Source organism: Saccharothrix hoggarensis, from assembly GCF_052936025.1.
Genome location: NZ_CP193624.1, coordinates 4,282,101 through 4,306,983, shown reverse-complemented (window position 1 = coordinate 4,306,983; position 24,883 = coordinate 4,282,101). Strand labels below are relative to the sequence as shown.

Here is a 24,883-nt window from a genome sequence, read left to right as displayed (position 1 = left end):
GCGCGGACCTCCCTCCGCACGACCGCGTCCACGCGGCTTCCCCACGGCTCAGCCGGTGAAGCGGAACCGCCTTCACCGGCTGTGTTCGTGAGGAACAGGTCGGTTCACCAGTGCGTGTCGGCCAGGTGCATCGGAGGCTGGGCGCTGTGCGCGGCGAGGTCTCCGCTCGTCACCGCGTCGGTGGACTGGTGGACGCCGAACAGGAGGTGACCCGTCACGACGACGGCGATCAAGCCGGTCGCGGCGGACAGGGACTTCAGCACCGGTGTCGCGGTGGTGCGGCGGGTCGACATCGCTTGTTCCCTCCAGTGTGCTGGTCCAACGGGCGTCACCCAGTGGAGCGGTCGCCACCATCGATTCGCCTTCCCCGCGCTTTTCGCGCGGTGGCCTCCACCAATAGCGGATCAAAGGCAGATCGAAGGCGGCGGCTCGCATCGTCGTTCCCGCCACGGCCACCGCGACGGGAGAGTGAGCGCTCGATGGACGGCTCCACCGCTTGCACCAGCTACGCACCACGCGACCGCGCGGACGTCCTCGCCCCGGTCGACGCCGCGGCCGAGCGGCTGATGATGGGGCGCGCCGTGACCCGGGTGCTGGCGGCCGAGCCGCGTCCGCACCACCGCGCCGCCGTGCTGACCGCCCTGGCGGCCGGGCACCTGCTCTCACCCGGTGTGGTCACCGCGTCGGTGATCGGGCCCGCGGAGTCGGTGCGGGTGCAGCTGGAGACGATCGTCCGGCACGTGCCGGACGTCAGCCACGTCGCGGTGCACGTGCCCGGTGGCGAGCCCTTGGACCGCGACGTCGTGGACCAGCTCGACCTGGCGGGCATCGGGCTCTCGGTCGTCGGCACGCCCTGCGACGCGGTGTTCGGCGCGAACCTCGTCGTCGTCACCGGCTTGGCGGATCCCCGCGCGTGGCCCGAGCACCTGACCAGGGGAGCGGTCGTGGTCAACGCCACCGGCCGCGACCTGCCCGACCGCGTCGTCCGCGAGATGAACCACGTGGTGGTCGACGACCTGGCGCTGGTGGGCATGACCCGGCGCCGCCTCATCAGCCGGGCCGAGGCCGACCTGCGCCAGGTCGTCACCGGTGAGCGCACCGGCCGCACCAACCCGGACCGGGTGTTGCTCGTCGAGCTGCTGGGCGTCGACGACCCCGGCCCCGAGACCGCATCGGAACCAGGAGGACCGCACATGTCGATCGAGAACGAGGTCAGGACGTTCGTCGTGACGACCTTCGCCCCCGACGTCACCCCGGACCAGTTGCCGTCCGACCTGGACCTGCTGGACACCGGTGTGGTGGACAGCCTCGGCCTGCTGCGGCTGATCGCCTGGGTCGGCGAGCGCTACGACATCCCCGTGGACGAGCAGGACCTCTCCCCGGCCCAGTTCAGCTCCGTGGACGCCATCAGCACCTTCATCCGCGAAGGGCGCAGCTTCGTCTGACCGTCAACGACACGAGAGGTGTACGAGCATGATCGTGCGGACCAAGACCGGGGTCACCGGTGTCGACTGGGGTAACGGGATCAGCTACCGGCTCCTGGTCGCCAAGGACAACATGGGCTTCACCATCGCCCACACGGTGGTGAAGGCGGGGTCGAAGTCCCCGCTGCACTACCGCAACCACCTCGAAGCCTGCTACTGCATCGCGGGCCGCGGCCAGGTGATCACCGGCGACGGGACCGTGCACGAGATCGAACCGGGCGTCATGTACGCCCTCGACCGGCACGACCAGCACTTCCTGATCGCCGCGCCCGAGGGCGACCTGGAGCTGATCAGCGTGTTCAACCCGCCGCTGCGCGGCGACGAGCGGCACAACTTCGACTCCGACGAATTCTCGCACTACTGACGGATCGCGGCGCGAGGAGCACGGCTCCCGCGCCGCACCCGATCGACGACAGGAGGAACGACCATGTCGGCACGCGACGAGCTGTTCTCGGTGTCGGAGGAGGTCTCCGACGCGCTGGCGGACGGGCGGCCCGTGGTGGCGCTGGAATCCTCGGGTGTGGTGCACGGCCTGCCGTACCCGATGAATCGCGACACCGCGCTGGACATCGACAAGACCATCCGCGCGGCCGGCGCGGTGCCCGCCCGCGCCGGCATCGTCGGCGGTCGGTTCGTCGTCGGCATGTCCGATGAGCAGGTGGAGCTGTTCGCCACCACGCCGTCCACGCCCAAGGTCGGCACGCGTGACATCGGTCCCGTGCTCGCGGGCGGCGGGCACGGCGGCACGACGGTCTCCGCCGCCCTGGTCGCGGCGGGCCACCTGGGCATCGAGGTGTTCGCGGTCGCCGGCCTCGGCGGCGTGCACTTCGGCGCCCAGCGCAGCTTCGACATCTCCGCGGACCTGTCGGAACTGACCCGGCGCCGGGTGGCGGTGGTGTGCGCGGGCGCGAAGTCCGTGCTGGACCCGGCGCTGACGCTGGAGTGGCTGGAGACCTACGGCGTGCCGGTGGTCGGCTACCGCTGCGACGACTTCCCGGCCTACTACAGCGTTTCCAGCGGTGAGCGGAACCCGCGCCGCATCGACGACGTGACCGTGCTGGCCGACGCGGTCCGGCTGCACTGGAGCTACGGCGGCGCGGGCTTCCTGGTCACCCACCCCATCGACGAGGACGACGCGCTGCCGTCGGAGGAGACCTACGCCCTGGTGCGGGAGAAGCAGGCCGAGGCCGAGGCGGCGGGCGTGCGGGGCCAGGACATGACGCCGTACATCCTCGGCGCGGTGGGCAGGGCGACGGGTGGCCGCACCGCCGAGGCCAACCGGTCGGTGCTGCTGTCGACCAGTGCCCTGGCCGCCGAGGTGGCCGTGGCGATGAAGGAGCGGGCGTGAGCGGTCTCGCGTTCCCGGGGGCCGTTCTCTTCGACGTCGACGGAACGCTCGTCGACACCCCCGCGGGGATGGCGGTGGTGCTGCGGACCGTGGTCGAGGAGCACGGCCGCGTCGTCGACGAGGACCGGCTGCGGCGCACCATCGGCCGTCCGCTGACCGCGTCCTTCGGCACGCTCCTCGACCTGCCCGCGGACGACCCGGAGGTGGCGCGCGCGGCGGACCGCGCCCGGCAGCTGTTCACCGAGCTGGTGATCCCGTCGGCGGGCGAGCTGGTGTTCCCCGGCATCCCCGCGCTGCTCGCGGAGTTGCGCGAGCACGGCCGACCGCTGGCCGTGGTCACCAGCAAGGTGCGGCGCAGCGCGGTGGAGCTGCTGGAGGCCGCGGGGTTGCTGGCCGCCTTCGACACGCTGTCGTGCCACGACATGGTCGAGTTCGGCAAACCGCACCCGGACCTGGCGCTGCTGGCCGCCGACGCGCTCGGCGTGCCGCCGGATCGGTGCGCGGTCGTCGGCGACGCGATCGACGACGTGCTCATGGCCCGTGCCGCCGGGATGGACTGCCTCGGCGTCACCACCGGTGTGGCCTCCGCCGCGGAGCTGGTCGCCGCGGGCGCCCGGGAGGTGCTCGCGGACGTGCCCGCGCTGCGCGAGATCATTCTCCGGATTCCCGCCCCATTCGGCTCACACCAAGGGTGACTCCCATGTCGACTACTCCGGCCGGCGGCGCCGCCGCGGCGGCGCCGCCACGCTCGGCGAACGCCGTTCTCGCGATCCTCGCCGTGGCGCAGTTCCTGATCGCGCTCGACTACTCCATCGTCTACATCGCGTTACCGAGCGTCGGCAGCGAGATGAACCTCACCGAGAGCACCATCCAGTGGGTGGTCAGCGGCTACGCGGTCTTCTTCGCCGGCTTCCTCGTCGTCGGCGGACGCGCCTCGGACCGCTTCGGGCCGCGCAACCTGTTCCTCGCCGGCATCCTGCTGTTCGGCGTGGCGTCACTGGCCGGTGGCGCCGCGCCCGGACCCGAGCTGCTGCTGGTGGCCCGCGCCGTCCAGGGCGTCGCCGCGGCGCTGCTCCAGCCCGCGGTCATCGCGTTGATCAACACTTCTTTCCCGGCCGGTCCGGCGCGCAACCGGGCACTGGGCGTGTGGGGGACGGTCGGTGCTTCGGGCCTCGCCGCCGGGGTGATCATCGGCGGCGTGCTGACCACGGTGTCGTGGCGCTGGGTCTTCCTGATCAACCTGCCGCTCGCGGTGGTGTGCGCGCTCGCCGCCCCGCGGCTGCTGCCCAAGCACGTCCCCGGTCGGCGGGAGGGCACCAGCCTGAACGTGCCGAGCGCCGTGCTGTGCACGGGCGCGGTGCTGTCCGCGGCGATCGCGCTGACGCTGGCCTCCAGCCGCGGCTGGACCAACCCCGGCACGCTGGTCGCCTTCTGCGCCACCGCCGTCCTGCTGGTCGGGTTCGTGCTGCAGGAACGCCGCAGTGAGCACCCGCTGGTCGACCCGCTGCTGCGGCGCACGCGTTCGCTGCTGGTCGGGTGCGGCTCCACCGCGCTGTACATGGCCAGCGTCGGCAACCAGTTCTTCGTCGTCACGCTGCTGGTGCAGCAACTGCGCGGGTACGGGCCGCTCGCGGCGGGCCTGGCGTTCCTGCCCATGGCGATCGCGATCGCCATCGCCAACTCGGTGGCCGCGCGGATCGTCGCGGCGCTGGGCGTGCGGTTGACCTTGACCCTCGCGTTCGTCGCCGACGCCGCGGGCCTGCTGCTGCTGGCGGCCCAGGTGGGTGGCGACAGCTATGCGCTGAACCTGTTGCCCGGTCTGCTGATCACCGGTTTCGCCCACGGCGTCACCTACGTGTCGATGTTCATCGCCGGCACGGCCGATGTGGAGGACCGCAACCAAGGCGTCGGAGGCGCCCTGATGACCACTTCCCAGTACATGAGCGGCGCGCTCGGCGTCGCGGTCCTGGTGCTGGTGCTCGGCGTCGAGCCCGGGGAGAGCGCCTTCGCCTGGGCGTTCGTCACCACCGCCATCGCCGCCGCGCTGGGCGCGGTGCTGGCCTGGTTCGGGCTGGCCAAGCGCGGGAGCCGGTCGTGAGGGCCGCCCGGTGGGTCGCGCAGCTCGGCGTGCTGGTCGTGCACAACGACCCCGTCGTGGAGGCCGAGTTGTGGGCGATGGCCCCGCCCGGCGTCACCGTGCACGCCGCCCGCTTCGAGAGCCCGACCAGCACCGGGGCGGAGTACACCAGCGAGTCCTGGGAGCAGATGATCCGGAAGCCCGACGTCCGGCGCGGTTTGGCGCAGCTCGGGCAGATGGACCTGTCGGCGATCTGCCTGTGCTTCGGCTCCGCCAGCTTCTTCGGCGGCCTGGAGTTCGACGAGGGCTTCGCCAAGGCCGCGGTGGAGCTGACCGGCGGCACGCACGTCTACACCGCGGGCGAGGCCATCCGCGCGGGGTTGACCGCGATGGGCGTGCGTCGACCGCTGGTGCTGATGCCGCCGTGGTTCACCGCGCCGACGTTCGCGGCCACCGAGTCCTACCTGACGGCGGGCGGGTTCGACATCGCGGGCATGGTGCCGTACCGGCTGCCCGACCGGTGGCAGGGCGTCGAGAAGCACCGGCTGTTCGACCGCGGCGGGCGCTGGGACGTCGACCCCGACGAGGTGTGCCGCCAGGTCGCCGCGGGGTTCGCCGCCGCCGAGGGCGCCGCCGCCGACGGCGTGCTGCTGCCCGGCAGCGGCTTCCGCTCGTGGGAGGCCGTGGACCGGCTGGAACACGAACTGGGCGTGCCGGTGGTGACCTCGAACCAGGCGTGCCTGTGGCGGCTGCTCGACCTGACCGGTGTCCACGCGACCGTGTCCGGAGGAGGCGGCCTGCTGGCCGCCCGCCGGTGACTCGTTCTCCAGCTGGAGGGAACCGACGCGATGCCTACCCGAGCCTTCCTCAACGCCTTCGCCGAACAGGTGGACACCCGACCCGGGAGCCCGGCCCTGTCCTGGGCCGGTGACGTCGTCGACTACGCCTCGTTGGACCGCATGGCCAGGGACGCCCGAGCGGCGCTCGCCGCGGTGGACATCGCGCCGGACGTGCCGGTGTGCGTGCCGGCGCACAAGTCACCGGGGACGGTGGCACTGCTCGTCGCCTGCTTCCGGGCGGGCAGGCGGGTGGTGCTGCCGTCCTCGTCGCTCGGGGCCGACGCGCTGGCGCGGCTCTGCGAGCAGACCGGGAGCACCCACGTGCTCACCGCGTCCCCTGACGGAATCACCACCCGGACCAGCGGCGCGGAGGCCCGGACGATGCCCGGGCCGGGCCTGTTGCTGACCACGTCCGGGTCGACCGGCACGCCCAAGGTCGTCGTGCTGTCCGAGGAGGGCGTGGACAACTTCCTCGGCTGGGCGGCGCGGGCGTTCGGCATCGGGCCGGGGGTCGGGGTGCTCAACTACGCGCCCCTGAACTTCGACCTGTGCCTGCTCGACGTGTGGTCCGCGCTGGCCGCGGGCGCGTGCGTGGACCTGGTCGACCCCGAGCACGCGGCCGACGGCCAGCGCCTGGCCGCCTTGTGCGCCGACCGCGAACCGGCCGTGGTGCAGGCGGTACCGCTGTTCTTCCGCCTGGTCACCGACACCGGTCGGACGTTCCCCGCCGTGCGCGAGGTCCTGCTCACCGGCGACGCGGCGCCGCGGGCGCTGCTGGAGCGGGTCACCGAGGCGTTCCCGAACGCCCGGCTGTGGAACGTCTACGGCTGCACCGAGACCAACGACAGCTTCCTGCACCGGATCGACCCGGCCGAGTCGCCCACCCCGATCGGCACGCCGATCGACGGCGTGGAGACCCGGATCGTGGGAGAGGACGGGCGGGTGGTGCCGGGCGCGGGGAGCGGCGAGTTCGTCGTGCGCACGCCGTTCCGGGCCCAGGGCTACCTCGACGCCGCGCTGGACCGCGAGCGGTGGGACGACGGGTGGTTTCGGACCGGCGACCTCGTCCGGCGCGACGAGCGCGGCCTGGTGTTCCTCACCGGTCGCAACGACCACCAGGTGAAGGTGCGCGGCGTGCGCACCAACGTGCAGGAGGTCGAGCAGGTCGTGCTCGCCCACCCCGACGTCGTCGAGGCCGCGGTGGTCGCGGTGCCCGACGAGCAGGCGGGGAACGTGCTGCACGCCGTGGTCCGCCGCGCGCCCGGTTCACAGCTCAACGGACTGCACCTGCGGGTGCACTGCGCCGCCGCCCTGCCCCGGACCGCCATCCCCGGCGGGTTCGAGATCGGCGACGACGCGCTGCCCCGGACCTCCACCGGGAAGGTCGACCGCAACGCCGTGCTGGCGCGGCGGACGTCCCCGGCTGCCTCGATCGCGGAAAGGGCGTGACGCGGTGATCCAGTGGAACGAGGACCAGCGAGCACTGCGCAAGGCCGTCGAGGAGATGGGCCCGGCGCTCGGTGAGGGCCACGTCGAGCGCGACGCCGCGGGCGAGTTCGCCGCGGACGCCTGGAAGGCGTTGCGCGGGACCGGGTTGCTGGGCCTGCCCTTCGACGAGGAGTGGGGCGGCCTCGGCCAGGACCTGCCGACCACCATGCACGTGCTGGAAGGGCTCGGGTACACCTGCCGCGACGGCGGTTTCAACTTCTCCGTGTCGACCCACATGGTGAGCATCGGGGTTCCGCTGCAGCGCTTCGGTTCCGACGACCTCAAGCGGCGCTACCTGACCAGGGTGTGCGACGGCTCCATCATCGGCGCGCACGCGATCACCGAACCGGAGGGCGGTTCGGACGTGATGGGGATGAGCACGTCCGCGGTCCGGGACGGCGACCACTACGTCCTCAACGGCAGCAAGGCGTTCATCAGCAACGGCCCGCTGGCGGACGCGATCGTCGTCTACGCGCGCACCGGCAAGCGCGGCAACCCCGCCGCCATCACCGCGTTCGTGGTCGACCGCGACACGCCGGGTCTGTCCGTCGGCAAGCCGGTGGCCAAGATGGGCCTGCGCACGTCGCCGCTCAGCGAGCTGTTCTTCGACGACTGCCGGGTGCCCGCCGCGAACGTGGTCGGCGCGCAGGGCTCCGGTTTCCTGATCCTCGACCACGTCATGAAGTGGGAGATACTGTGCTCCTTCATCATCAACGTGGGCGAGATGCAGCACCGGCTGGAGCAGTGCGTCGAGTACGCGAAGAACCGGATCGCATTCGGGCAGAGGATCGGCTCGTACCAGTCGGTGTCCAACCGGATCGTCGAGATGCGCATCGCCGTCGAGAACGCCCGGAAGTGGCTCTACGACACCGCGGTGAAGCTCTGCGCCGGTGAGAACATCACCGTCGACCTCGCCATCAGCAAGCTCGTCGCCAGCGAGGGCAACGTCACCTCCGCGCTGGCCGCCATCCAGGTGTTCGGCGGCTACGGCTACACCGCCGAGTACGGCTTGGAGAAGGACCTGCGCAACGCCGTCGCCGGGACGATCTACTCCGGCACCTCCGACATCCAGCGCCAGCGCATCGCCAGCATGATCGGTCTGTGAGGGAGAACCACCATGACAGCGCAGAAAGCCGACCGGCATCTGCTCGACACCACGGAGTTCCTCGACCACGACAACGAGATCGTCCGCGACTTCGTGCGCAAGGCCCTCCGGGGCGACGGTGAGGGAATGAGCGAGGTGGAGCGCGCGTGCGCGCTCTACTACGCCGTGCGCGACGGCATCCACTACGAGGTGTACGGCGCCGACCTGTCCCGCGACGGCCTCAAGGCCAGCTCGACCATCAAGCGCGGCATGGGCTTCTGCGTGCACAAGTCCATCGTGTACGCCGCCGCCGTGCGATCCGTCGGCGTGCCCAGCCGCATCTACTACGGTGACGTCCGCAACCACCTGACCTCGCCCCGGTTGGAGGAGCTGATCGGCGGCAACGTCTTCACCTTCCACAGCCTCACCACCGTCTTCCTCGAAGGCAAGTGGGTCCGCGCGACGCCGGTGTTCAACAAGATGCTGTGCAAGCTCTACAAGATCAAGCCACTGGACTTCGACGGCCGCGGCGACAGCATGTACCACCCGTACGACGAGGACGGCCGCCAGCACATGGAGTTCCTGCGCTCGCACGGCGACTTCGACGACGTCCCGTACGACCTCGTCGTCGGTGGCCTGCGGGACGCGCACCCGCGCCTGTTCGCCACGCCGGAGACCACCGCGCGCGGGTCGCTGATCGCGGACGCCACAGCCGGGGGAGGTGCGTGATGGCCGAGTCGACCCTGTCGGGGCGGCACGTCGACGCGATACCCCGGCCGCGTTCGCCCTATGCGGCGGGTCACCGCACGGCGGTGGACCTGGAACTGGTCGTGCCCGCGTTCAACGAGGCCGGCCGGCTGCCCGCCACCCTGGACGCGCTGACCGCGTTCCTGCGCCGCCAGTCGTGGCGGTCGCGGGTCGTCGTGGTCGACAACGGGAGCACCGACGGCACCGCCACGGCGGTCGCCGGACACCCCGACGTGGTGGTCATCGGCTGCGCCCGCCCTGGAAAGGGCGCGGCCGTGCGCCGCGGCCTCGCCGGCAGCACCGCACGGTTCGTCGGGTTCGTCGACGCCGATCTCTCCACCCCCGTGCAAACGTTGACCAGGGCCGTGTCGGAGCTGGAGGCGGGCGCGGCGGCGGCCATCGGCTCGCGCCACGCGCCGGGCGCGGAACTGGTGCACCCGCAGTCACTGGGACGCCGCGCCGGTGGTGCGGTGTTCCGGATGCTGGCCAGGAAGCTCGTGCCCGAGGTGCACGACACCCAGTGCGGCTTCAAGGTCTTCGAGCGGGTGGCCGTCCAGCGCGCGTTGGACCGCTGCCAGGTCAGCGGGTTCGCGTTCGACGTCGAGCTGCTGCTCCAGATCAGGCGCGCGGGAGGGCGCATCGCCGAGGTCGCGGTGGCGTGGACCGACGACGAGCGCTCGACCTTCCGCCCCCTGCACGACGGCCGCGCGGCGTTCGTCGACCTCCTCCGGCTCTACCGGGCCGTTCACCGATGAACGGCCGGGAGGGCGTCCTGGCCGGGCGGCGGGTGCTGGTGGTGAGCCGGCGGGACGTGCGGCACCCGCGTGCGGGCGGCCCGGAGCGGTACCTGCACGAGGTCGCGCGGCGCTGGGCCGCCGGTGGCGTGCGGGTCACCTGGGCGGTGACCAGGCCACCCGGTTCGGCCGAACGGGAGGTGATCGACGGCGTCGAGGTGGTGCGCTCCGCGACACCGCTGGAGCTGTGCCCGCCCGGCGCGGTGCGCCTGCTGCGCCGGGGTGGGCGGTTCGACGCGGTGGTGAACGCCACCGGCAGCGGCCTCGCCCTCGTGCTGCCGCTGATCACGGGTCTCCGGACGCCGGTCGTCCAGGTCGTGCACCGGGCGCGCCCGGGAGTGGAGGGCGTCCGGTTCGCGCGGTCCGCCCCGGTGGGCCGGCTGCTGGCCGGGCCGGTCGCGCGGTGGGGCGGGTCGGACCGCGCGGTCGTGGCGCTGTCACCCGCGGCACGGCACGAGCTGCGTCGCCACACAGGTTTCCGAGGCCCGATCTTCGTGGTGCCGCCAGGCGCGCCGACCACCGTCGACACCGGTGAGCGGGCCGCGGACCCGACGATCGTGGCGCTCGCTGCCCTGGTGCCCGAGCAGCGCTTGGACCTGCTGCTGGACGCGCTGGCGGCCGTCGTCGAGCGCGTGCCGCGGCTGCGCGTCGAGATCATCGGCGACGGGCCGGAACTGCCCAGGCTGTCCCGGATCGCGCACGACGCGGGCATCGGGTCGGCCGTGACGTTCCACGGCAGGCTCCCCGACGTCGAGCGCCAGGCGTGGCTGCGCCGCGCGTGGCTCGCGGTGTCGACGGCGGTGGACGAGGTGTGCGGCTGCTCCACCCTGGAAGCCGCGGCCCACGGCGTGCCGTGCGTGGCCCTGGACGCCGCGGGTGTCCGCGACTTCGTCCGCGACGGCCGCACCGGGTGGGTCGTCGACTCGCCGGACGGCCTCGCCGCGGAACTGGCGCGGCGGCTGGCGGCGGCGGCCGACGTCGAGCACGCGCGACACGCGTCCGAGCGGTGCCGGGAGTGGGCCGACCGGTTCCAGTGGGACCGCAGCGCCCGGCTGCTCGCAGGGGTGGTCGAGCACCAGGTCCACGCGGCCCGGCGCCGCCCGCAACGCCGCTACGCCCGGTCCGACCTCTCCACGATCGTCCGGCTGCCCCGGGGGACCGCGGTGCCGGCCGGCGCGATCAGGGTGACCGACGAGGTCGCCGAGGCCGACGGTGTCGTCAGCGTCCTGCTCAACGGCTGCGACGAGGTCGACGCCCACGCCGTCCTGGACCGGCTGGAGGTGACGGAGGCGACGGTGAGGTTGGCGCGCCACATCGACCTGCTGGTCGGCCCGCCCACAGCGTCGTGGACGACACGCCGCGGACCCGAATCCCGCACATCGGCACACGAGCGAGGTTGAACCCATGTCCAGTCACCCGGAGTCCCGCGGCCGGTTACAGGTGATCACCTGGTCCGCGGTGGTCGTCACGGCGTTGGCCCTTGCCCTGATCGCGTCCTACGTCTACACCCGCGACCCGTACTGGAGCCTGCGCTGGACGGTCGACCTCAAGGTCTACCTGGCCAGCGGGCAGACCGTGCGCGACGGCGGATCGCTGTACGACCTCGTCGTCATGTCCCCCCTGTACGGGCCGATGCCGTACCTGTACCCGCCGCTGACCGCGATGCTCTTCTTCGTGCCGCTGTCGTTCCTGCCGATCGGCACGGCGAGCCTCGTGTGGAACACGGTGTCGCTGGTCGCACTCGGCGCGGTGGTGTGGCTGTCGCTCGGCATCGCGGGTGTCCGGAACCCCCGCAACCGCGCGGTGCTGACGGTAGCCGGCCTGATCCTGGCGTCCTTCCTGCTGCCGGTTCGCGTGCAGCTGATCGCCGGCCAGATCAACATGTTCCTGCTCCTGCTGGTGCTGCTGGACTTCCGGCCGAATCCGGGGCGGTGGCGCGGCGTCGGCATCGGCATCGCGGCGGGTCTCAAGGTCACGCCGTTGATCTTCATCGCGTACCTGGTGGTGACCCGGCAGTGGAAGGCGGCCCGCACAGCGGTCCTGGCCTTCGCCGGCACGGTCGTCCTCGACTTCATCGTGGCCCCGGCGGACTCGGCCGAGTACTGGGGCGGGCTGGTGCTGCACTCCTCGCGGGCGGGCGGTGTGTTCGACACGCCCAACCAGTCACTGGCGGGCGCCATGGCCCGGGTGTTGGAGGGTGGCGCGTTCTCGCAGTGGTGGCTGGTGGTTCTGGGCGTCGTGGGGCTCTACGGCCTGGCGGTGGCCGCGTACGCGTTCCGGCGCGGTTCCGACTTCCTCGGCTTCTGCGCGGCGGCGATCACCGGCCTGCTCGTGTCACCCGTGAGCTGGGAGCACCACTGGGTCTACGTGATCCCGCTCCTGGTGTGGTTGGCGGTGCGCGCCCACCGGCAGCGCTCGACCGCGATCGCGGTCGTGACGGCCCTGCTGGCGGTGGTGTTCACCGTGCGGGTGTTCATGCTGGTGGGCATCCAGGAGTCGCCGCCCGAGCCGATGGACCTGGCGGCGTGGCAGCAGGTCGTCGCCGCCATGTTCCCGGTCACCGGCCTGGTGCTGCTCCTGCTGGGCCCGCTGTGGATCCGCCGCCAGTTCCCCGACCGCTCCACGTCGATCCGCGCGTCGTCGCAGGAGTTCCTGCCCGAGTCGACGGCGGTGCGGTAATCGTCCACTCAGGACAGTAAGGCTCGGCGGTCGTCGGGCAGGCGTTCGGAGGGAGCCCGTCGAACCAGGAGGCAAGCCTGGTTCGACGGGCTCTCCGCCGGTCACGAACGTGCAGAATCGTCACTTGTCCGGCAACCACTCGCGAGGGGGCGGAAGGTGGGTGGCGGAGGACCCGAGCTGGGTGATGGGCCACGAGTGCTGTAGGCCGGCACGTCGCCAGGTTGGCGGATAACAGGGGGGTGCGGTTTGCCGTTGACCGGCTTGCCGGCTATCCGGCGGGCGGGTTGTCAGATCAGCGTCCTAACGCGGAGTTCTGACATGTCGCGGGGACAGGACGAATCCGTCGATCGTGACAATTCAGCCTCGACGAGCCCTGATGGTGCCGGTCTGAGGCAGCAGCAACTCCCACGCGCCCTCGATCAGCGTCCGGTAAGCGCGCAGTCAGCGCGTGATCAGCCTGCCCCTCCATGGTCGTGCCGACTTCGCAGGCAATCGACAGGGGAGCGCACATGGCGGCCTATCGGAACCGCTGGTTCATCGGGGGAGGTGTGGCCGCCGGTCTCGTCGGTGTGCTCGGCCTGAACGGGCTGTCGGTTGCGCAGCTCCCGGCCGGTACGAACGTGTCGACGTGCAACAACCCGGTGTTGAACAAAGGGCTGGACGAGTGGGGGTCGCTGCGGGGGTCCGCCCCGGTCCGCGAGGCCGTCGCCGACCACCAGTCGGCGCGGTTCGCCTACGTGCAGCGCAACAACTCGGTGGCCGGCCCGTCGGCGTACCTCCCGCAGCAGCACGTGAAACCGGGCGAACAGTGGACCTTCGCCTACGACGTGTCGGCTTCGCAGGCCGGTCGCGCGCGGGTCGAGGTGGACTGGTACTCGACGCCCGAGGGCAACAACACGGGGTATCTCGGCCACGTCGACGGCACCTGGACGTCGTTCGCGAGCGGCAGCGGGTGGACGCGGGTCGTGGGTGGGTTCACCGCGCCGCCCAACGCGGTCAGGGCCAACGTGCTGACCGATCACGAGTACTCGGCGTCCGGTGCGACGTTCCGCGCGACAGCGTGCGACTACCGGGTGGGCGGGGGCGTCCCGCCGACCACGACCGAGACGACGACCACCACGAGCACCACGACCACGAGCACCACGACCACGAGCACCACGACCACGACGACCGCGCCTGGTGATCAGACGCAGGCCGCGATCCGGTACGGCTGGGGCACGCCGCACCCGATCTCCGACGAGTTCGACTACACCGGGCCCGTCGACCCGGCCAAGTGGGGCGTGCCGAGCGGCACCGTGGGAGGCACCGAGGGGTGCTGGGAGGGTCACGCGGGCAACGGCCGCCGGTGCGCGAAGAACAGCGTGGTGGCCGGGGGCATCATGACCATGACCGGTGAGGCGAACGGCGACACCGGATGGCTCAAGCAGAAGCTGGACCGCCAGTACGGTCGTTGGGAGATCCGGTCCCGTTCCCGCAACACCGGCCCGTCGGGCGGTCTGTACCACCCGCTGCACCTGATCTGGCCGACCTCGGAGAAGCGGCTGGTCGACGGCGAGTACGACTGGGTGGAGTACTCCAACCCCGACTCCCAGTGCCAGGCCGCGTTCCTGCACTACCCGAAGAGCCCGAGTGACGACAAGGTCTACCGCGAGCGCTGCCCGGTGGACATGACGCAGTGGCACAACTTCGCCTTCGAGTGGACCCCGACCGCCTTGGTCGGCTACGTCGACGGCGCCGAGTGGTTCCGCCTGTCCGGCGGCGCGGGTCCGGGTGGACGCGCGGACATCCAGGCGATGCCCTCCGGTCACCTCAACATCCAGCTCGACAACTTCACCGGTGACGGCGGCCTGCGCCCCGCGGTGTTCGAGGTCGACTGGGTCCGCGTCTACCCCTGAATACCTGCCCACTGGGCTCGCAGTTCTGAGAAGTCACACCTGATCGCACCCCGCCACCGGCCACCCGGTGGCGGGGTGCGACGACGGAACGCGCCGATGCGACGTCGGCCGGTCGTCCCGTCGGCCCGGTTTCGAATTCCTCCGACGACCTGAAGCCAGGCGTCGCTGTTGCGGGAGGTCGGTGTCGTGCACCATCGTCGGTTGTTCCCCGTCATCCGGTTCCGGGCGAGATCGTCGCCTCCTGACGACCGGTCGGAAGGCGGACCCGGTCCGTTCGCCAAGGGTCTGTCGGCGTTCCTGGTCGTGGTCCTGACCGCGGGTGTGACCCAGGTCGTGGCAGCCGGTCCGGTCCTCGCCCGCGAGAGCGCGCCGGCGCCGAGGGCGGCGAGTTGCCCGCCGGACCGACCGGATCCGGTATCGGCGGTGGTGGCGGCGCGGTTGTGCGACGGCAGGGTCGGGGTGCGGTCGCAGACGTCGGAGTCGGCGTTGGTGTTCGCCAACCCGGACGGCACGTTCACCCGTGAGCAGCACGCCCAGCCGGTCCGCGTGCGCCGCGGTGAGGACTGGGTGCCGGTGGACACCCGCCTGGGGTTCCAAGACGGTGCGGTGGCGCCGTTCGCGGTGCCGCTGGGCATGCGGCTGTCCGCGGGCGGTGACGGTCCGCTGATCACGATGAGCGACAACGGCCGCGAACTCGCGCTCGGCTCACCGGTCGGCCGGCTGCCGCGCCCGACGCTCGACGCGGGCACCGCGACCTACCCGGAGGTGCTGCCGGGCGTCGACCTGCGGGTCGCCGTGGACGCCAACGGGTTCTCAGAGGTGCTGGTCGTGCGCGACAGGCAGGCCGCGGCGAACCCGGCGTTGCGCGCCCTGCGGTTCCCCACCAGCACCAAGGGCTTGACGCTGCGGCCCGGTCGGAACGGCGTCACCGAGGCGGTCGACGAGGCACAGTTGGGACCTCCGGGCGCGGACGGCGCGAACCAGCCGGTGTTCACCTCCTCCTCACCGCGCATGTGGGACGCCACGGGTGCGCTGAACACGCCGAGACGCGGTGCGGTGCGGGAGATGCGGGCCGAGCTGAAGGGCTCCGACCTCATCGTCACACCGGACCTGGACGCGGTGCTGGCCGACCCCGCCACGAAGTTCCCGCTGTTCATCGACCCCGGCTACACCTCCACCCGGCACTCGTGGAGCTTCGTCGACTCGGCCACGCCCGGCACCTCCTACTACAACGTCACCCAGGACGCCGAGATCGGCAGCCCGAACAACGGCGCGAACCGGCGTCGGTCGTTCTTCAACATGCGGTTGGCCGGGCTGTCCGGGCAGAACGTCGTGTCGGCCACCTGGAACCTCCAGGAGACCTGGTCGGGCGGCTGCGACCCGCGGCCGTTCGAGGTGTACCGCACGAACTGGATGACCTCGTCGTGGACGTGGGCCTACCAGGAGACCTCCTCGAACGTCGTGTGGACCAACACCTACGGCGGCTTCAAGCCGCTGGTCGCCACCGTGAACGCCGCCAAGGGCCACTCGGCGGCGTGCCCGGCCGGCCCGGTGCCGGTGGACGTGACGAGCGCGGTGAGGTTCGCCGTCGCCGAGGACTGGACGTCGGTGTCGTTCGGCATCCGCACGCCGGCGGCGCACGAGAACGACGCCACCTACCACAAGAAGTTCGACAACAACCCGACCATGAGCATCACCTACGGCGCGGTGCCCGCGGCCTCGTCGCCCTCGACGGTGCCGGCCACGTCGTGCCTGACCGGAACGGGGCGCCCGTCGATCGCGTCGCTCACCCCGACCCTGCGGTCGACGGTGACCAGTTCGAGCGGCGGCGACGTCCGTGCCCAGTTCACCTGGCAGCGCGTGGACGGCGCCGCGGTCGGCGAGGTCACCACCGAGCCGGGTGCTTCCGGTTCGGTGTTCGGCGCCGCGATCCCGCCGGGCCAGTTGACCGAGGGCACCGCGTACGCGTGGCGAGCCCGCGGCGTCAACGCGGCGGGCGAGGGCGCCTGGGGTCCGTGGTGCGAGTTCGTGGCCGACGCGGGCGCGCCCGGCGTCCCCTTCGTGGCCTCGTCGCAGTACCCCGCCGACGGTGGCTGGCACGGCGGCAGCGGGCAGGCCGGGACCTTCACCTTCACCCCGGCGGCGGGCACCGCAGACCTGGCCGCGTTCGTGTACTCGCTGGACACCGACACCACGTCGACCACGCTGGCGGCCACCGGGCCGGCCACCGTGACGATCACGCCGTCCGCGGAAGGCGCCCGCACGCTCACCGTGCGGGCCAAGGACCGTGCCGGGCACCTGTCCGGTCCGAACACCTACCGGTTCAACGTCGGCCGGGCCGGCCTGGCGCTGCCCCTCGCCGGGTCCACCGCGGTCAAGCGGATGAAGATCGCGGTCACCGGTAGGCCCGGTTACACCCGGGCCACGTTCCAGTACCGGCGCGGCCCCGGCGCGCCGGAAGCCGAGATCCCCCTGGTGAACCTGCGCACCGCCGCGGGCGCCGCGATCACCGCGTCCCGCGTGCCGCTGACCGACCTGGGTGAGCACGCCGTGTGGACGGCGGCGGACACCCTGGGCACGGTCGGCGGCGTGGTGGAGGTCCGGGCCAGGCTGTTCACCGCCAAGGACACCGACCCGGCCTACGACACCGCGTGGGTGCGCGTCACCGTCGACCCGAACGGCGACGGCGCGGCGAGCACCGAGATCGGGCCGGGCTCGGTCAACCTGCTCACCGGCGACCACACCCTCGACGCGACCGACACCGACGACCTCGGCCTGACCGTCTCCCGGACCGCCTCCTCGAGGGAGCCGCGCGACGGCTGGCTGCCGCAGGGCGAGCGGCTCAGCCCCAACCAGCGGCACGTCACCACCGACCTGACCGGCTTCGGGGCGAGTGACACGACCATCGCCCGCTCCACCACCCGGGGCCACGACAACAGCACCGACTCGATCGTGGTCACGCCGATGTCCTCCTCGACCAACGCCCTGGCGAAGCAGGGCGACACCTTCGCCCACGTCGGCGGTGACGTGGGCGCGATGCGGCTGGGTATGCAGCCGGGCAAGTCCTACCGGTTCACCGGCTGGATCTACGTGCCCTCCGCGAGCGGCCTGGCGCTGCCCGCGCCCTACGGGCAGGAGCGGGGCCTGCGGCTGGTGCCGTGGACCAAGACGCCCGGCGCCGGCTACCGGGCCACGCCCAGCGGCCCCGCGACCTACACCGACGGCTGGCAGCAGCTCAGCGTCGACTTCACCGTGCCGCCGGACGCCACCGAGGCGTTCCTGCGGCTGTACAACGGGTTCGCGCCCGGCTCCGGCAAGCAGGTGTTCTTCGACCACCTGTCGTTCACCGAGATCGTGGCGCCCTTCGGCCCCCAGTGGCGCGGCGGCGCGGCCGACGGCGAAGCCGCCATGGAGTACACCACCCTGGAGTTCCCGGAGACCAACCTCGTCAAGGTCAACTCGCTCGACGGCACCTGGACGACGTTCTCCCGGCACGCCGACGGCACCTTCACCCCCGAACCCGGCAACGAGGGAGCGACCCTCACCAAGGTCGACGACAACACCTATCGGCTCGACGAGGCCGACGACGCCACCGCCGAGTTCACCAAGCAGGGCGACGTCTGGGCGGCGACCGCGAGCTGGACCGCCGACGCCGACTCCACGTCACGCACCACCTACCAGACGGGCAACGGCCGGGCCCTGCCCAAGCGGGTCGCCAACCCCGTGCAGCCGGGCGTGGGTGACTGCGCGGCCGCCATCCCGGCGCGCGGCTGCGAGGTCCTGGAGTACGACTACGCCACCGGCACCACCGCCACCGCGACCGGGCTCGGCGACGTCACCGACCGGGTCCGGGCGATCAAGCTGTGGACGTGGGACGGCACGGCGATGACCGCTGTCGAGGTCGCCCGCTACCTCTACGACAACTCCGGGCGGCTGCGCGAGACGTGGGACCCCCGCATCACCCCGCTGCTGAAGACGACCTACGACTACGACGCCGACGGCCGGGTGACCGCGGTGTTCCCGCCGGGGCAGCAGCCGTTCCGGTTCGACCACGGCACAGCGCCCGGCGACCCCGACGCCGACAGGTTGCTGCGCGTCCGGCGGGCCGCGTTGGTCCCCGGCACCCGCGACCAGGTCGACGGCGAGACCGCGACCACCGTCGTCTACCAGGTCCCGCTCACCCGCGGCGCCGGTGGCCCGCACGACATGGACTTCGCGTCGGTGTCGCGGTGGGCGCAGACCGACCTGCCCACCGACGCCACCGCGATCTTCGGCAGCCAGGACCCGCCGCCGGCCACACCGGGAGCCGACGGCTACCGGCACGCCACGGTGCACTACCTCAACGCCTCCGGACAGGAGGTCAACGTCGCCACCCCCGGCGGGCACATCGACACCACCGAGTACGACCGGTTCGGCAACACCGTGCGCACGCTGGAGTCGACCAACCGCTTGCTGGCCCTGGGCGAACTGCCCGACGCCGCCGTCCTCGCGGGCGAGCTGAACCTCCCCGCGGACACCGGCGAGCGGGCACGGTTGCTGTCCAGCACCAACCGTTACAGCGCGGACGGGCTCGACCTGGTCGAAACCCTCAGCCCGGTCACCGTCATGGCCCTGGCGAAGGAACTGGTCGACCCCACCGGCAACCGGCCCACGCTGCCCGCCGGCACCCAGGTGGTCGCTCGCGCGCACACCGTCAACACCTACGACGAGGGCAAGCCGGACGGCGCGAACTACCACTTGCTGACCACCAGCCAACAGGGCGCCCAGATCACCGCCGGCTATCCCGACGCCGACGTCACGATCGACCGCACCGGGTACGGCGCGGAGAAGGGCGGCACGTCCGGGTGGCGGCTGAGGAAGGCCACGTCGTTCCTCGACGACGCCGGCCCGGGCGGGCTGAACCTCGCCACCCACACCGTCTACGACGACGCCGGACGCACCACCGCCGACTGGGGCATCGATGCCACCGGCACCGACGCGCGCACCAAGGTCAACATCCACTACACCGCCGGCCCGAACCCCTCCGACACCGCGTGCGGCAACAAGCCGGAATGGGCCGGGAAGCTCTGCGTGCGCCGTGTTGCCGGGGCCATCACGGGCCATGATCCGACGCGGATGGCCACCGACCTGCCGGTCCGTCGGATCGAGTCCTACCACCGGTTCGGCGGTGAGACCGTCGTCTCCGAAACCGCCGCGGGCCGCACCCGCCGCGTCACCACCACGTTCGACACGGCGGGCCGCACCGCCACCGTGGCGACCACCTCCGACGACGGCACCCAACCGGTGCCCACGGTGACCACCGAGTACGACCCGACCACCGGTGCGGAACTGCGCACCCGCACCCCCGACGCCGTCATCACCGAAGAACAGGACACCCTCGGTCGCCCGTTGACCTACACCGACGGGGACGGTGCGGTCACCCGCACCGAGCACGACCGGCACGGCCGCCTGACCAAGGTCTCCGACCCGTCGGGGTTCCGCAGCTACGCCTACGACCGCACCGTCGAACCGCGTGACCTGGTCACCGCCCTGACCGACTCCACCGTCGGCACTTTCACCGCCCGCTACAGCCCAGACGGTCAGCTGGTCGAGCAGACCTACCCCGGCGGGCTGGTGCGGCGCGATCGGCTCGACGCGTCCTTCTCCCCGGTGCAACGCACCTACAGCCGGGGCAGCGGTGACGTCGTCTACGCCGAGTCCGTGGTGGAGAACTCGCGGTCGCAGTGGATGTCCCACACCTACACCGGCGGTTGGAAGACCTACGCCTACGACGGCATCAGCCGACTGCTCCGCGCCGAACAACGTGATCCGAGCGGCGCGTGCACCACTCGCGCCTACACCTACGACAACCGCACCAACCGCAAGGCCAAGCAGGTTTTCCAGCCGGGCCCGGACGGCGCCTGCAACACCGATGGTGCGGACGGCGGCACCACCCACGCCGTCGACACCGCCGACCGCGTCACCGACCCGGGGTTCACCTACGACGCCCTGGGCCGCACCCTCACGACCCCGGACGGCCTTTCGCTGGCCTACTACGCCAACGACATGATCGCCGCCCAAACCCTCGGCACCGACCGCAAGCGCTGGACCCTCGACCCCGCGATGCGCCTGCGCGCCAGCCACACCGACGCCGGCGGCGAAGGGAAGTGGACCACCACCGGCACCAGCACCAACCACTACGGCGACGACTCCGACGAACCGTCGTGGATCGCCGAGCCCGATGCCGGCACGACGCGCATGGTGTCGGGCCCGGACGGCGACCTGGCGGCCGTCGTCAGCGCGGGGGAGACGACCCTCCAGCTGGCGGGCCTGTTCGGCTCCGTGGTGGCAACGATCGACGCGCCCCTGACCGCACCCGAGCTGTTCGACTACGACGAGTACGGCCTCCCGTCCGCCGATCAGCCGCACAACCGCTACGGGTGGCTGGGAGCGAAGCAGCGCTCCAGCGACACGCTGGCCGGCACCGTCCTCATGGGCGTCCGCGTGTACGACCCGCGCTTCGGCCGGTTCCTGAGCGTCGACCCGGTCGAAGGGGGCAATGCCACTGCCTACGACTACTCGCACGCCGATCCCGTCAACAAGGTCGACCTCGACGGTCGGGCCTCGTGGCTGAGGAAAGCCGGGAGGTGGGCGTGGAAGAACAAATGGGGCATCGCACTCACCGTCGCGGGGTTCGTCCCCGGGCTGGGTGTGGCCGCATGGGCCTACCGGGCGTACCGCGTGGTGAAGATAGCCAAGGCCGCCCACGCCGCGAGGAAGGCGAACGCGTCCGTTCGAGCCACCAGAGCCACTGCTTGGTTGGCTGGTCGGATGTGGGTGGGACGCAAGGCGACGAAGAGCTTCGCCCGCAACGGAGCGCGGATGCTCGAACGGGGCAGGAAAGCGTGGCGAGGTCCCGCGAAAAAGGGAAAGCACGGGTGGTCCTCCAACCTGACCTACAGTTCACGTGGTCGGCACGACTACTTCAACTTCCACATCAACCACCGCCGACCTTGGTTCAGGGGGCGAAGATGAGCCCGGATCGGTTCGCGGGGTCGAAGCCGCTGCCCGACGACCTGGTCGAATACGTCGACAAGGTCGGTGCGCTACACGTGGACGGGCAGCTGGGTGGCTACGTTCGCGTCAAGCTCGACTCGGTCTACTGGGCGACCGGTGTCCTCAAACGCCGGAGGACCGCTGCCGAGGATCGGATCTTCCTCGACATCGTCCTGGTGCGGCCGGATGGAACCCACCTCGAGTGGATCGCCGACGGCCCACTCGAAGAATCCGACGCGCGACAGCAGCTCGCCTCCCAGTCCATGATGATCCGTGGGGTGCCGCACGAGTTGACTTGGCTGCACGGCGAGCCGGCGGACGAGGCAGTGGCGCACTTCGAGTGATCTGGCTGTTCGAGTCCCGATCTAAGTACCGTGACCGATAGCAGTGCGTGGTGGTGAGCCGAGGCCGTCCAGCCGCCGCTGGACGGCCTCGGCGTCGTCGGTGTAGCCCCGGGCCTCGTACAGCTGCAGGGCGTGGTGCCACGCCTCGCGGGCCCGGTGGTGGTCGTGGAGCGCGGTGTAGGTGCGGGCCAGCCAGTCGGATGTGCTCGCTTCCGCGTAGGTGTTGCCGACGTCGTGGAACAGGGCACGGGCCTGCCGGTAGTAGTCGAGGGCTTCGGTGTGCCGGCCGCTCTGGTGGGCGACGAAGCCCAGGCTGTCCAGCGTGTCCGCCTCACCGTCGGGGTGGTGGTGCGCCCGGAACAGGGTGAGCGCGGCCTCGCAGTGGGTGCGGGCCTCGTCGTGGTGGCCGAGCCGGGCGGTGTAGAGGCCGAGGGAGTTCAGCGCGTGCGCTTCCAGCACCGGGTTGTCCACCTGGCGGGAGAGGTCGCGGGCGCGGGCGGCGTGCCGGACGGCCTGGACGTTGTCCCCCTGCCTCGCCCACGTCCAGGCGAGGTAGCGGTGGGTGTAGGCCTCGCCCAGCGGGTCGTCGACCTGCTCATGGCACGCCAGGGCAGCGCTGAGGTGGTCCAGCGCCTCGGCGTGCCGCCTGGCCTTGGCACAGGCGAGGCCCAGCCTGCGGTGTGCCAGGGCTCGCGCGGCGGGGTCACCGGAGCGCCGCGCGGCGTCCAGCCCGGTCTGCCAGAGGCCGATTTGGTCGTAGAGGTGGCCGCGCCAGGCGGTGAACAGGTCCAGCGTCACGATCAGCTGCCAGGCCGACTCCGGCCGGTCGAGGTCGACGGCGACGGGCGGGGTGGCCAGCAGGTTGGCGTGCTCGGCTTGGAACCACGCCAACGCGGCGGCCCGATCCGGCAGCGGCCGAGGTCGGCAGCCGGCTGCCGGCGCGCCGAGGTCGATCGGCTCGCGGTGCGGGTGCAGGAGCAGGTGCGCGGCGTGCGCGGTGTGCAGGTAGAAGTCGGTCACCCGGTGCAGCGCTGATCGCCGTTCGTCGGCCGGTTGCCCGTGGCGTGCCTGCTCTGCGGCGTGCAGGCGGATCAGGTCGTGCATGCGCCACCTCGCCGGGGCGTGCTCGTCCACCAGTGACATCCGTTCCAGGGCCCGCAGGAGCGCCACCGCCTCGGCGTCGGTCAGCCCGAGCAAGACGGCCGCGGCGGGCGAGCCGATGTCCGGTCCGGGAGCCAGGCCCAGCAGCTCCAGCCCGCGCGCCTGGTGCGGGTCCAGGGCGGAGTGCGACCAGGACAGCACCGTGCGGAGGCTGGTGGCGGGGTCACCGGTGTCCAAGGTGCTCAGCCGGGTGGCCGTGTCGCGCAGTTCGGCGGCAGGCGCGGCGAGCGGGAAGCCGGGCCGGGCCGCCGCGCGGCTGGCGACGATCCCGAGGGCCAGCGGCAGGCCCGCGCAGTACGCCAGCAGTTCCGCCACGGCATCCGGCTCGTGGGCCACGCGCTGGTCGCCGAGGCGCTGGGCGAGCAGGTCGTGCGCCTCGGATTCGGAGAGCACGTCCAGTGCGACGTTGCGGGCGCCGTAGGTGGTGGCCAGCCCCTGCATCCGGTCCCGGCTGGTGATCAGCACGGTGCAGCCCGCCGTGCCGGGCAGCAGGTGGGTCACGTGCGCCGCGTCACGGGCGTTGTCCAGCACCACCAACAGCCGCTTGCCCGCGACGAGGCTGCGGTACAGCCCGACGCGGGCGTTCAGCTCGCCCGGCACGTCGGTGGGATCGACCCCGAGGGCGCAGAGGAACCCGCGCAGTGCCTCGGCGGGTTCCAGCGGTCCTTCGACGGGGTCGAATCCACGGAGGTCCACGAACAACTGGCCGTCGGGGAACCGGTCGAGGTGGCGGTGCGCCCAGTGCAGCGCGAGCCACGTCTTGCCCACGCCGCCGAGGCCGCCGATCGCCGAGATCACCACGGAGTCGTCCGCCGAACCGAGGACGGCGGTCAACGCGTCGAGTTCCCGGCGACGGCCCGTGAAACCCGTCGGCGCCGGAGGGAGGTGGCGCGGCACCACAGCTGGACGGACGGGCCGCGCGAGGGGTACCGAGGCCGCGGGCGCGGACGGGAGGTCGAGGGCCGGGTCACCGTGCAGCACCTGTTCGTACCGCCGGAGCAGCTCGCGACCCGGATCGGTGCCCACGTGCTCCTTCAACGCCTCCCTGGCGTTCTGGAACGCGCGCAGGGCGTCACCCGCGCGCCCGGCGCGGTAGAGGGCGAGCATCAGTTGGGCGTGGAACCGCTCGCGCAGCGGGTGCTCGGCGACCAGCAGGGTCAGCTCGGGGATGAGTTCGCCGTGCCGGCCCAACGCCAGTTCGAGCTCGACGCAGTCCTCCAGCGCCGACAGCCGCTGCTGGACGAGTCCGTGCTTCACCGCCCGCAGCCCGGGCGCCTCGACGTCGGCCATCGGCTCGGCCCGCCACAGGGCCAGTGCCCGACGCAGCAAGCCGACGCTCGTGCGGGCGTTCTCGCTACCGCGCGCCTGGTCGACCAAGGACCGGAACCGGTGCAGGTCGACGCGATCCGGGTCGACCTCCAGCAGGTAGCCGGGGCTTCGGTGGGACAGCCGCACCGCGGGGTCGGCGGCGAACATCGCCCGCAGTTGGGAGACGCAGCTCTGGATGCTGTTGCGCGCTGTGGCCGGTGGTCCTTTCTCGGCGGACCACATCACGTCGACCAGCCGGTCCACCGCCACGACGCGACCCGGTTCGAGCAGCAGCATCGCCAGGATCGCGCGCACGCGGCCGCTGCCCAGGACGATCTCGTGCTCCTCGTGGCGGACCACGACCGTGCCCAACAGGCCGAACTCCACGTTGCCCCCCGGCGCTCACCTCACCCGTCCCCGACAGGATGTCAGCGCCGGCTCGATTTACGGCGCGTGAGGGTGGCGTGACGCTCGGTTGGAGCACCTGCCTTCACCCCGTCAGCCCAGGGGCACGCCCGGTTCGCCACCCCCGACACCGATCCCGTGAGCCGCGGAATGTCATCGGAACCTCATGAGGTGTGACCGATCGTAGACCCGTGA

17 protein-coding genes are annotated in these 24,883 nt (G+C 71.8%); 15 read left to right on the top strand and 2 right to left on the bottom strand.

The window, feature by feature from the left end; genetic code table 11:
• Nucleotides 1-104 precede the first annotated feature (104 nt).
• Entirely contained in the window at nucleotides 105-293 is a 189-nt protein-coding gene (locus tag ACRAKH_RS19455) for a hypothetical protein (protein ID WP_380723025.1), read from the bottom strand.
• A 186-nt stretch (nucleotides 294-479) separates the two neighbouring features.
• On the opposite strand from ACRAKH_RS19455, the gene ACRAKH_RS19450 reads away from it, so the two are divergent.
• The 15 genes from ACRAKH_RS19450 to ACRAKH_RS19380 all read left to right on the top strand — a co-directional run bounded on the left by ACRAKH_RS19450 (nucleotide 480) and on the right by ACRAKH_RS19380 (nucleotide 21,814).
• Nucleotides 480-1,445 (top strand): phosphopantetheine-binding protein, encoded by a 966-nt coding sequence (locus ACRAKH_RS19450; protein ID WP_380723027.1) that lies wholly within the window; start codon nucleotides 480-482, stop codon nucleotides 1,443-1,445.
• Nucleotides 1,446-1,473: 28 nt separating this feature from the next.
• Nucleotides 1,474-1,848 carry an ectoine synthase gene (locus tag ACRAKH_RS19445; protein ID WP_380723029.1) on the top strand — a complete coding sequence of 125 codons (375 nt, stop codon included), beginning with the start codon at nucleotides 1,474-1,476 and terminating at the stop codon, nucleotides 1,846-1,848.
• Nucleotides 1,849-1,911: 63 nt separating this feature from the next.
• Nucleotides 1,912-2,832, top strand: coding sequence for a pseudouridine-5'-phosphate glycosidase (locus ACRAKH_RS19440; RefSeq protein WP_380723031.1), 921 nt, complete (start codon nucleotides 1,912-1,914; stop codon nucleotides 2,830-2,832).
• Nucleotides 2,829-3,527 (top strand): HAD family hydrolase, encoded by a 699-nt coding sequence (locus ACRAKH_RS19435; protein WP_380723033.1) that lies wholly within the window; start codon nucleotides 2,829-2,831, stop codon nucleotides 3,525-3,527. The genes ACRAKH_RS19440 and ACRAKH_RS19435 overlap by 4 nt, the downstream gene beginning before the upstream one ends.
• Nucleotides 3,528-3,532: 5 nt before the next feature.
• Complete coding sequence (locus ACRAKH_RS19430; RefSeq protein ID WP_380723034.1) at nucleotides 3,533-4,930, top strand: MFS transporter; 1,398 nt, start codon at nucleotides 3,533-3,535, stop codon at nucleotides 4,928-4,930.
• Complete coding sequence (locus ACRAKH_RS19425; RefSeq protein WP_380723036.1) at nucleotides 4,927-5,727, top strand: maleate cis-trans isomerase family protein; 801 nt, start codon at nucleotides 4,927-4,929, stop codon at nucleotides 5,725-5,727. The genes ACRAKH_RS19430 and ACRAKH_RS19425 overlap by 4 nt, the downstream gene beginning before the upstream one ends.
• A 30-nt stretch (nucleotides 5,728-5,757) precedes the next feature.
• Entirely contained in the window at nucleotides 5,758-7,197 is a 1,440-nt protein-coding gene (locus tag ACRAKH_RS19420; RefSeq protein ID WP_380723038.1) for an AMP-binding protein, read from the top strand.
• A gap of 4 nt (nucleotides 7,198-7,201) precedes the next feature.
• Nucleotides 7,202-8,341, top strand: a complete 1,140-nt coding sequence (locus ACRAKH_RS19415; protein WP_380723040.1) for an acyl-CoA dehydrogenase family protein — start codon at nucleotides 7,202-7,204, stop codon at nucleotides 8,339-8,341.
• Between the two features lie 12 nt (nucleotides 8,342-8,353).
• Complete coding sequence (locus ACRAKH_RS19410; RefSeq protein ID WP_380723042.1) at nucleotides 8,354-9,049, top strand: transglutaminase-like domain-containing protein; 696 nt, start codon at nucleotides 8,354-8,356, stop codon at nucleotides 9,047-9,049.
• On the top strand, nucleotides 9,049-9,822 hold the full coding sequence (locus tag ACRAKH_RS19405) for a glycosyltransferase (protein ID WP_380723044.1): 774 nt from the start codon (nucleotides 9,049-9,051) through the stop codon (nucleotides 9,820-9,822). Before ACRAKH_RS19410 ends, ACRAKH_RS19405 begins: the two co-directional genes overlap by 1 nt.
• Nucleotides 9,819-11,261 carry a glycosyltransferase family 4 protein gene (locus ACRAKH_RS19400; protein WP_380723046.1) on the top strand — a complete coding sequence of 481 codons (1,443 nt, stop codon included), beginning with the start codon at nucleotides 9,819-9,821 and terminating at the stop codon, nucleotides 11,259-11,261. Before ACRAKH_RS19405 ends, ACRAKH_RS19400 begins: the two co-directional genes overlap by 4 nt.
• Before the next feature lie 4 nt (nucleotides 11,262-11,265).
• Nucleotides 11,266-12,540, top strand: a complete 1,275-nt coding sequence (locus ACRAKH_RS19395) for a glycosyltransferase 87 family protein (RefSeq protein ID WP_380723048.1) — start codon at nucleotides 11,266-11,268, stop codon at nucleotides 12,538-12,540.
• A gap of 509 nt (nucleotides 12,541-13,049) precedes the next feature.
• Complete coding sequence (locus ACRAKH_RS19390) at nucleotides 13,050-14,435, top strand: hypothetical protein (RefSeq protein WP_380723050.1); 1,386 nt, start codon at nucleotides 13,050-13,052, stop codon at nucleotides 14,433-14,435.
• 201 nt (nucleotides 14,436-14,636) lie between these two features.
• A complete protein-coding gene (locus ACRAKH_RS19385) occupies nucleotides 14,637-21,449 on the top strand; it encodes an RHS repeat-associated core domain-containing protein (RefSeq protein ID WP_380723051.1) in 6,813 nt (2,270 codons plus the stop codon).
• Nucleotides 21,446-21,814 (top strand): hypothetical protein, encoded by a 369-nt coding sequence (locus ACRAKH_RS19380; protein WP_380723053.1) that lies wholly within the window; start codon nucleotides 21,446-21,448, stop codon nucleotides 21,812-21,814. Before ACRAKH_RS19385 ends, ACRAKH_RS19380 begins: the two co-directional genes overlap by 4 nt.
• 21 nt (nucleotides 21,815-21,835) lie before the next feature.
• On the opposite strand, the gene ACRAKH_RS19375 is transcribed toward ACRAKH_RS19380, so the two are convergent.
• On the bottom strand, nucleotides 21,836-24,670 hold the full coding sequence (locus tag ACRAKH_RS19375) for an AfsR/SARP family transcriptional regulator (RefSeq protein WP_380723055.1): 2,835 nt from the start codon (nucleotides 24,668-24,670) through the stop codon (nucleotides 21,836-21,838).
• Nucleotides 24,671-24,883: the final 213 nt, after the last annotated feature.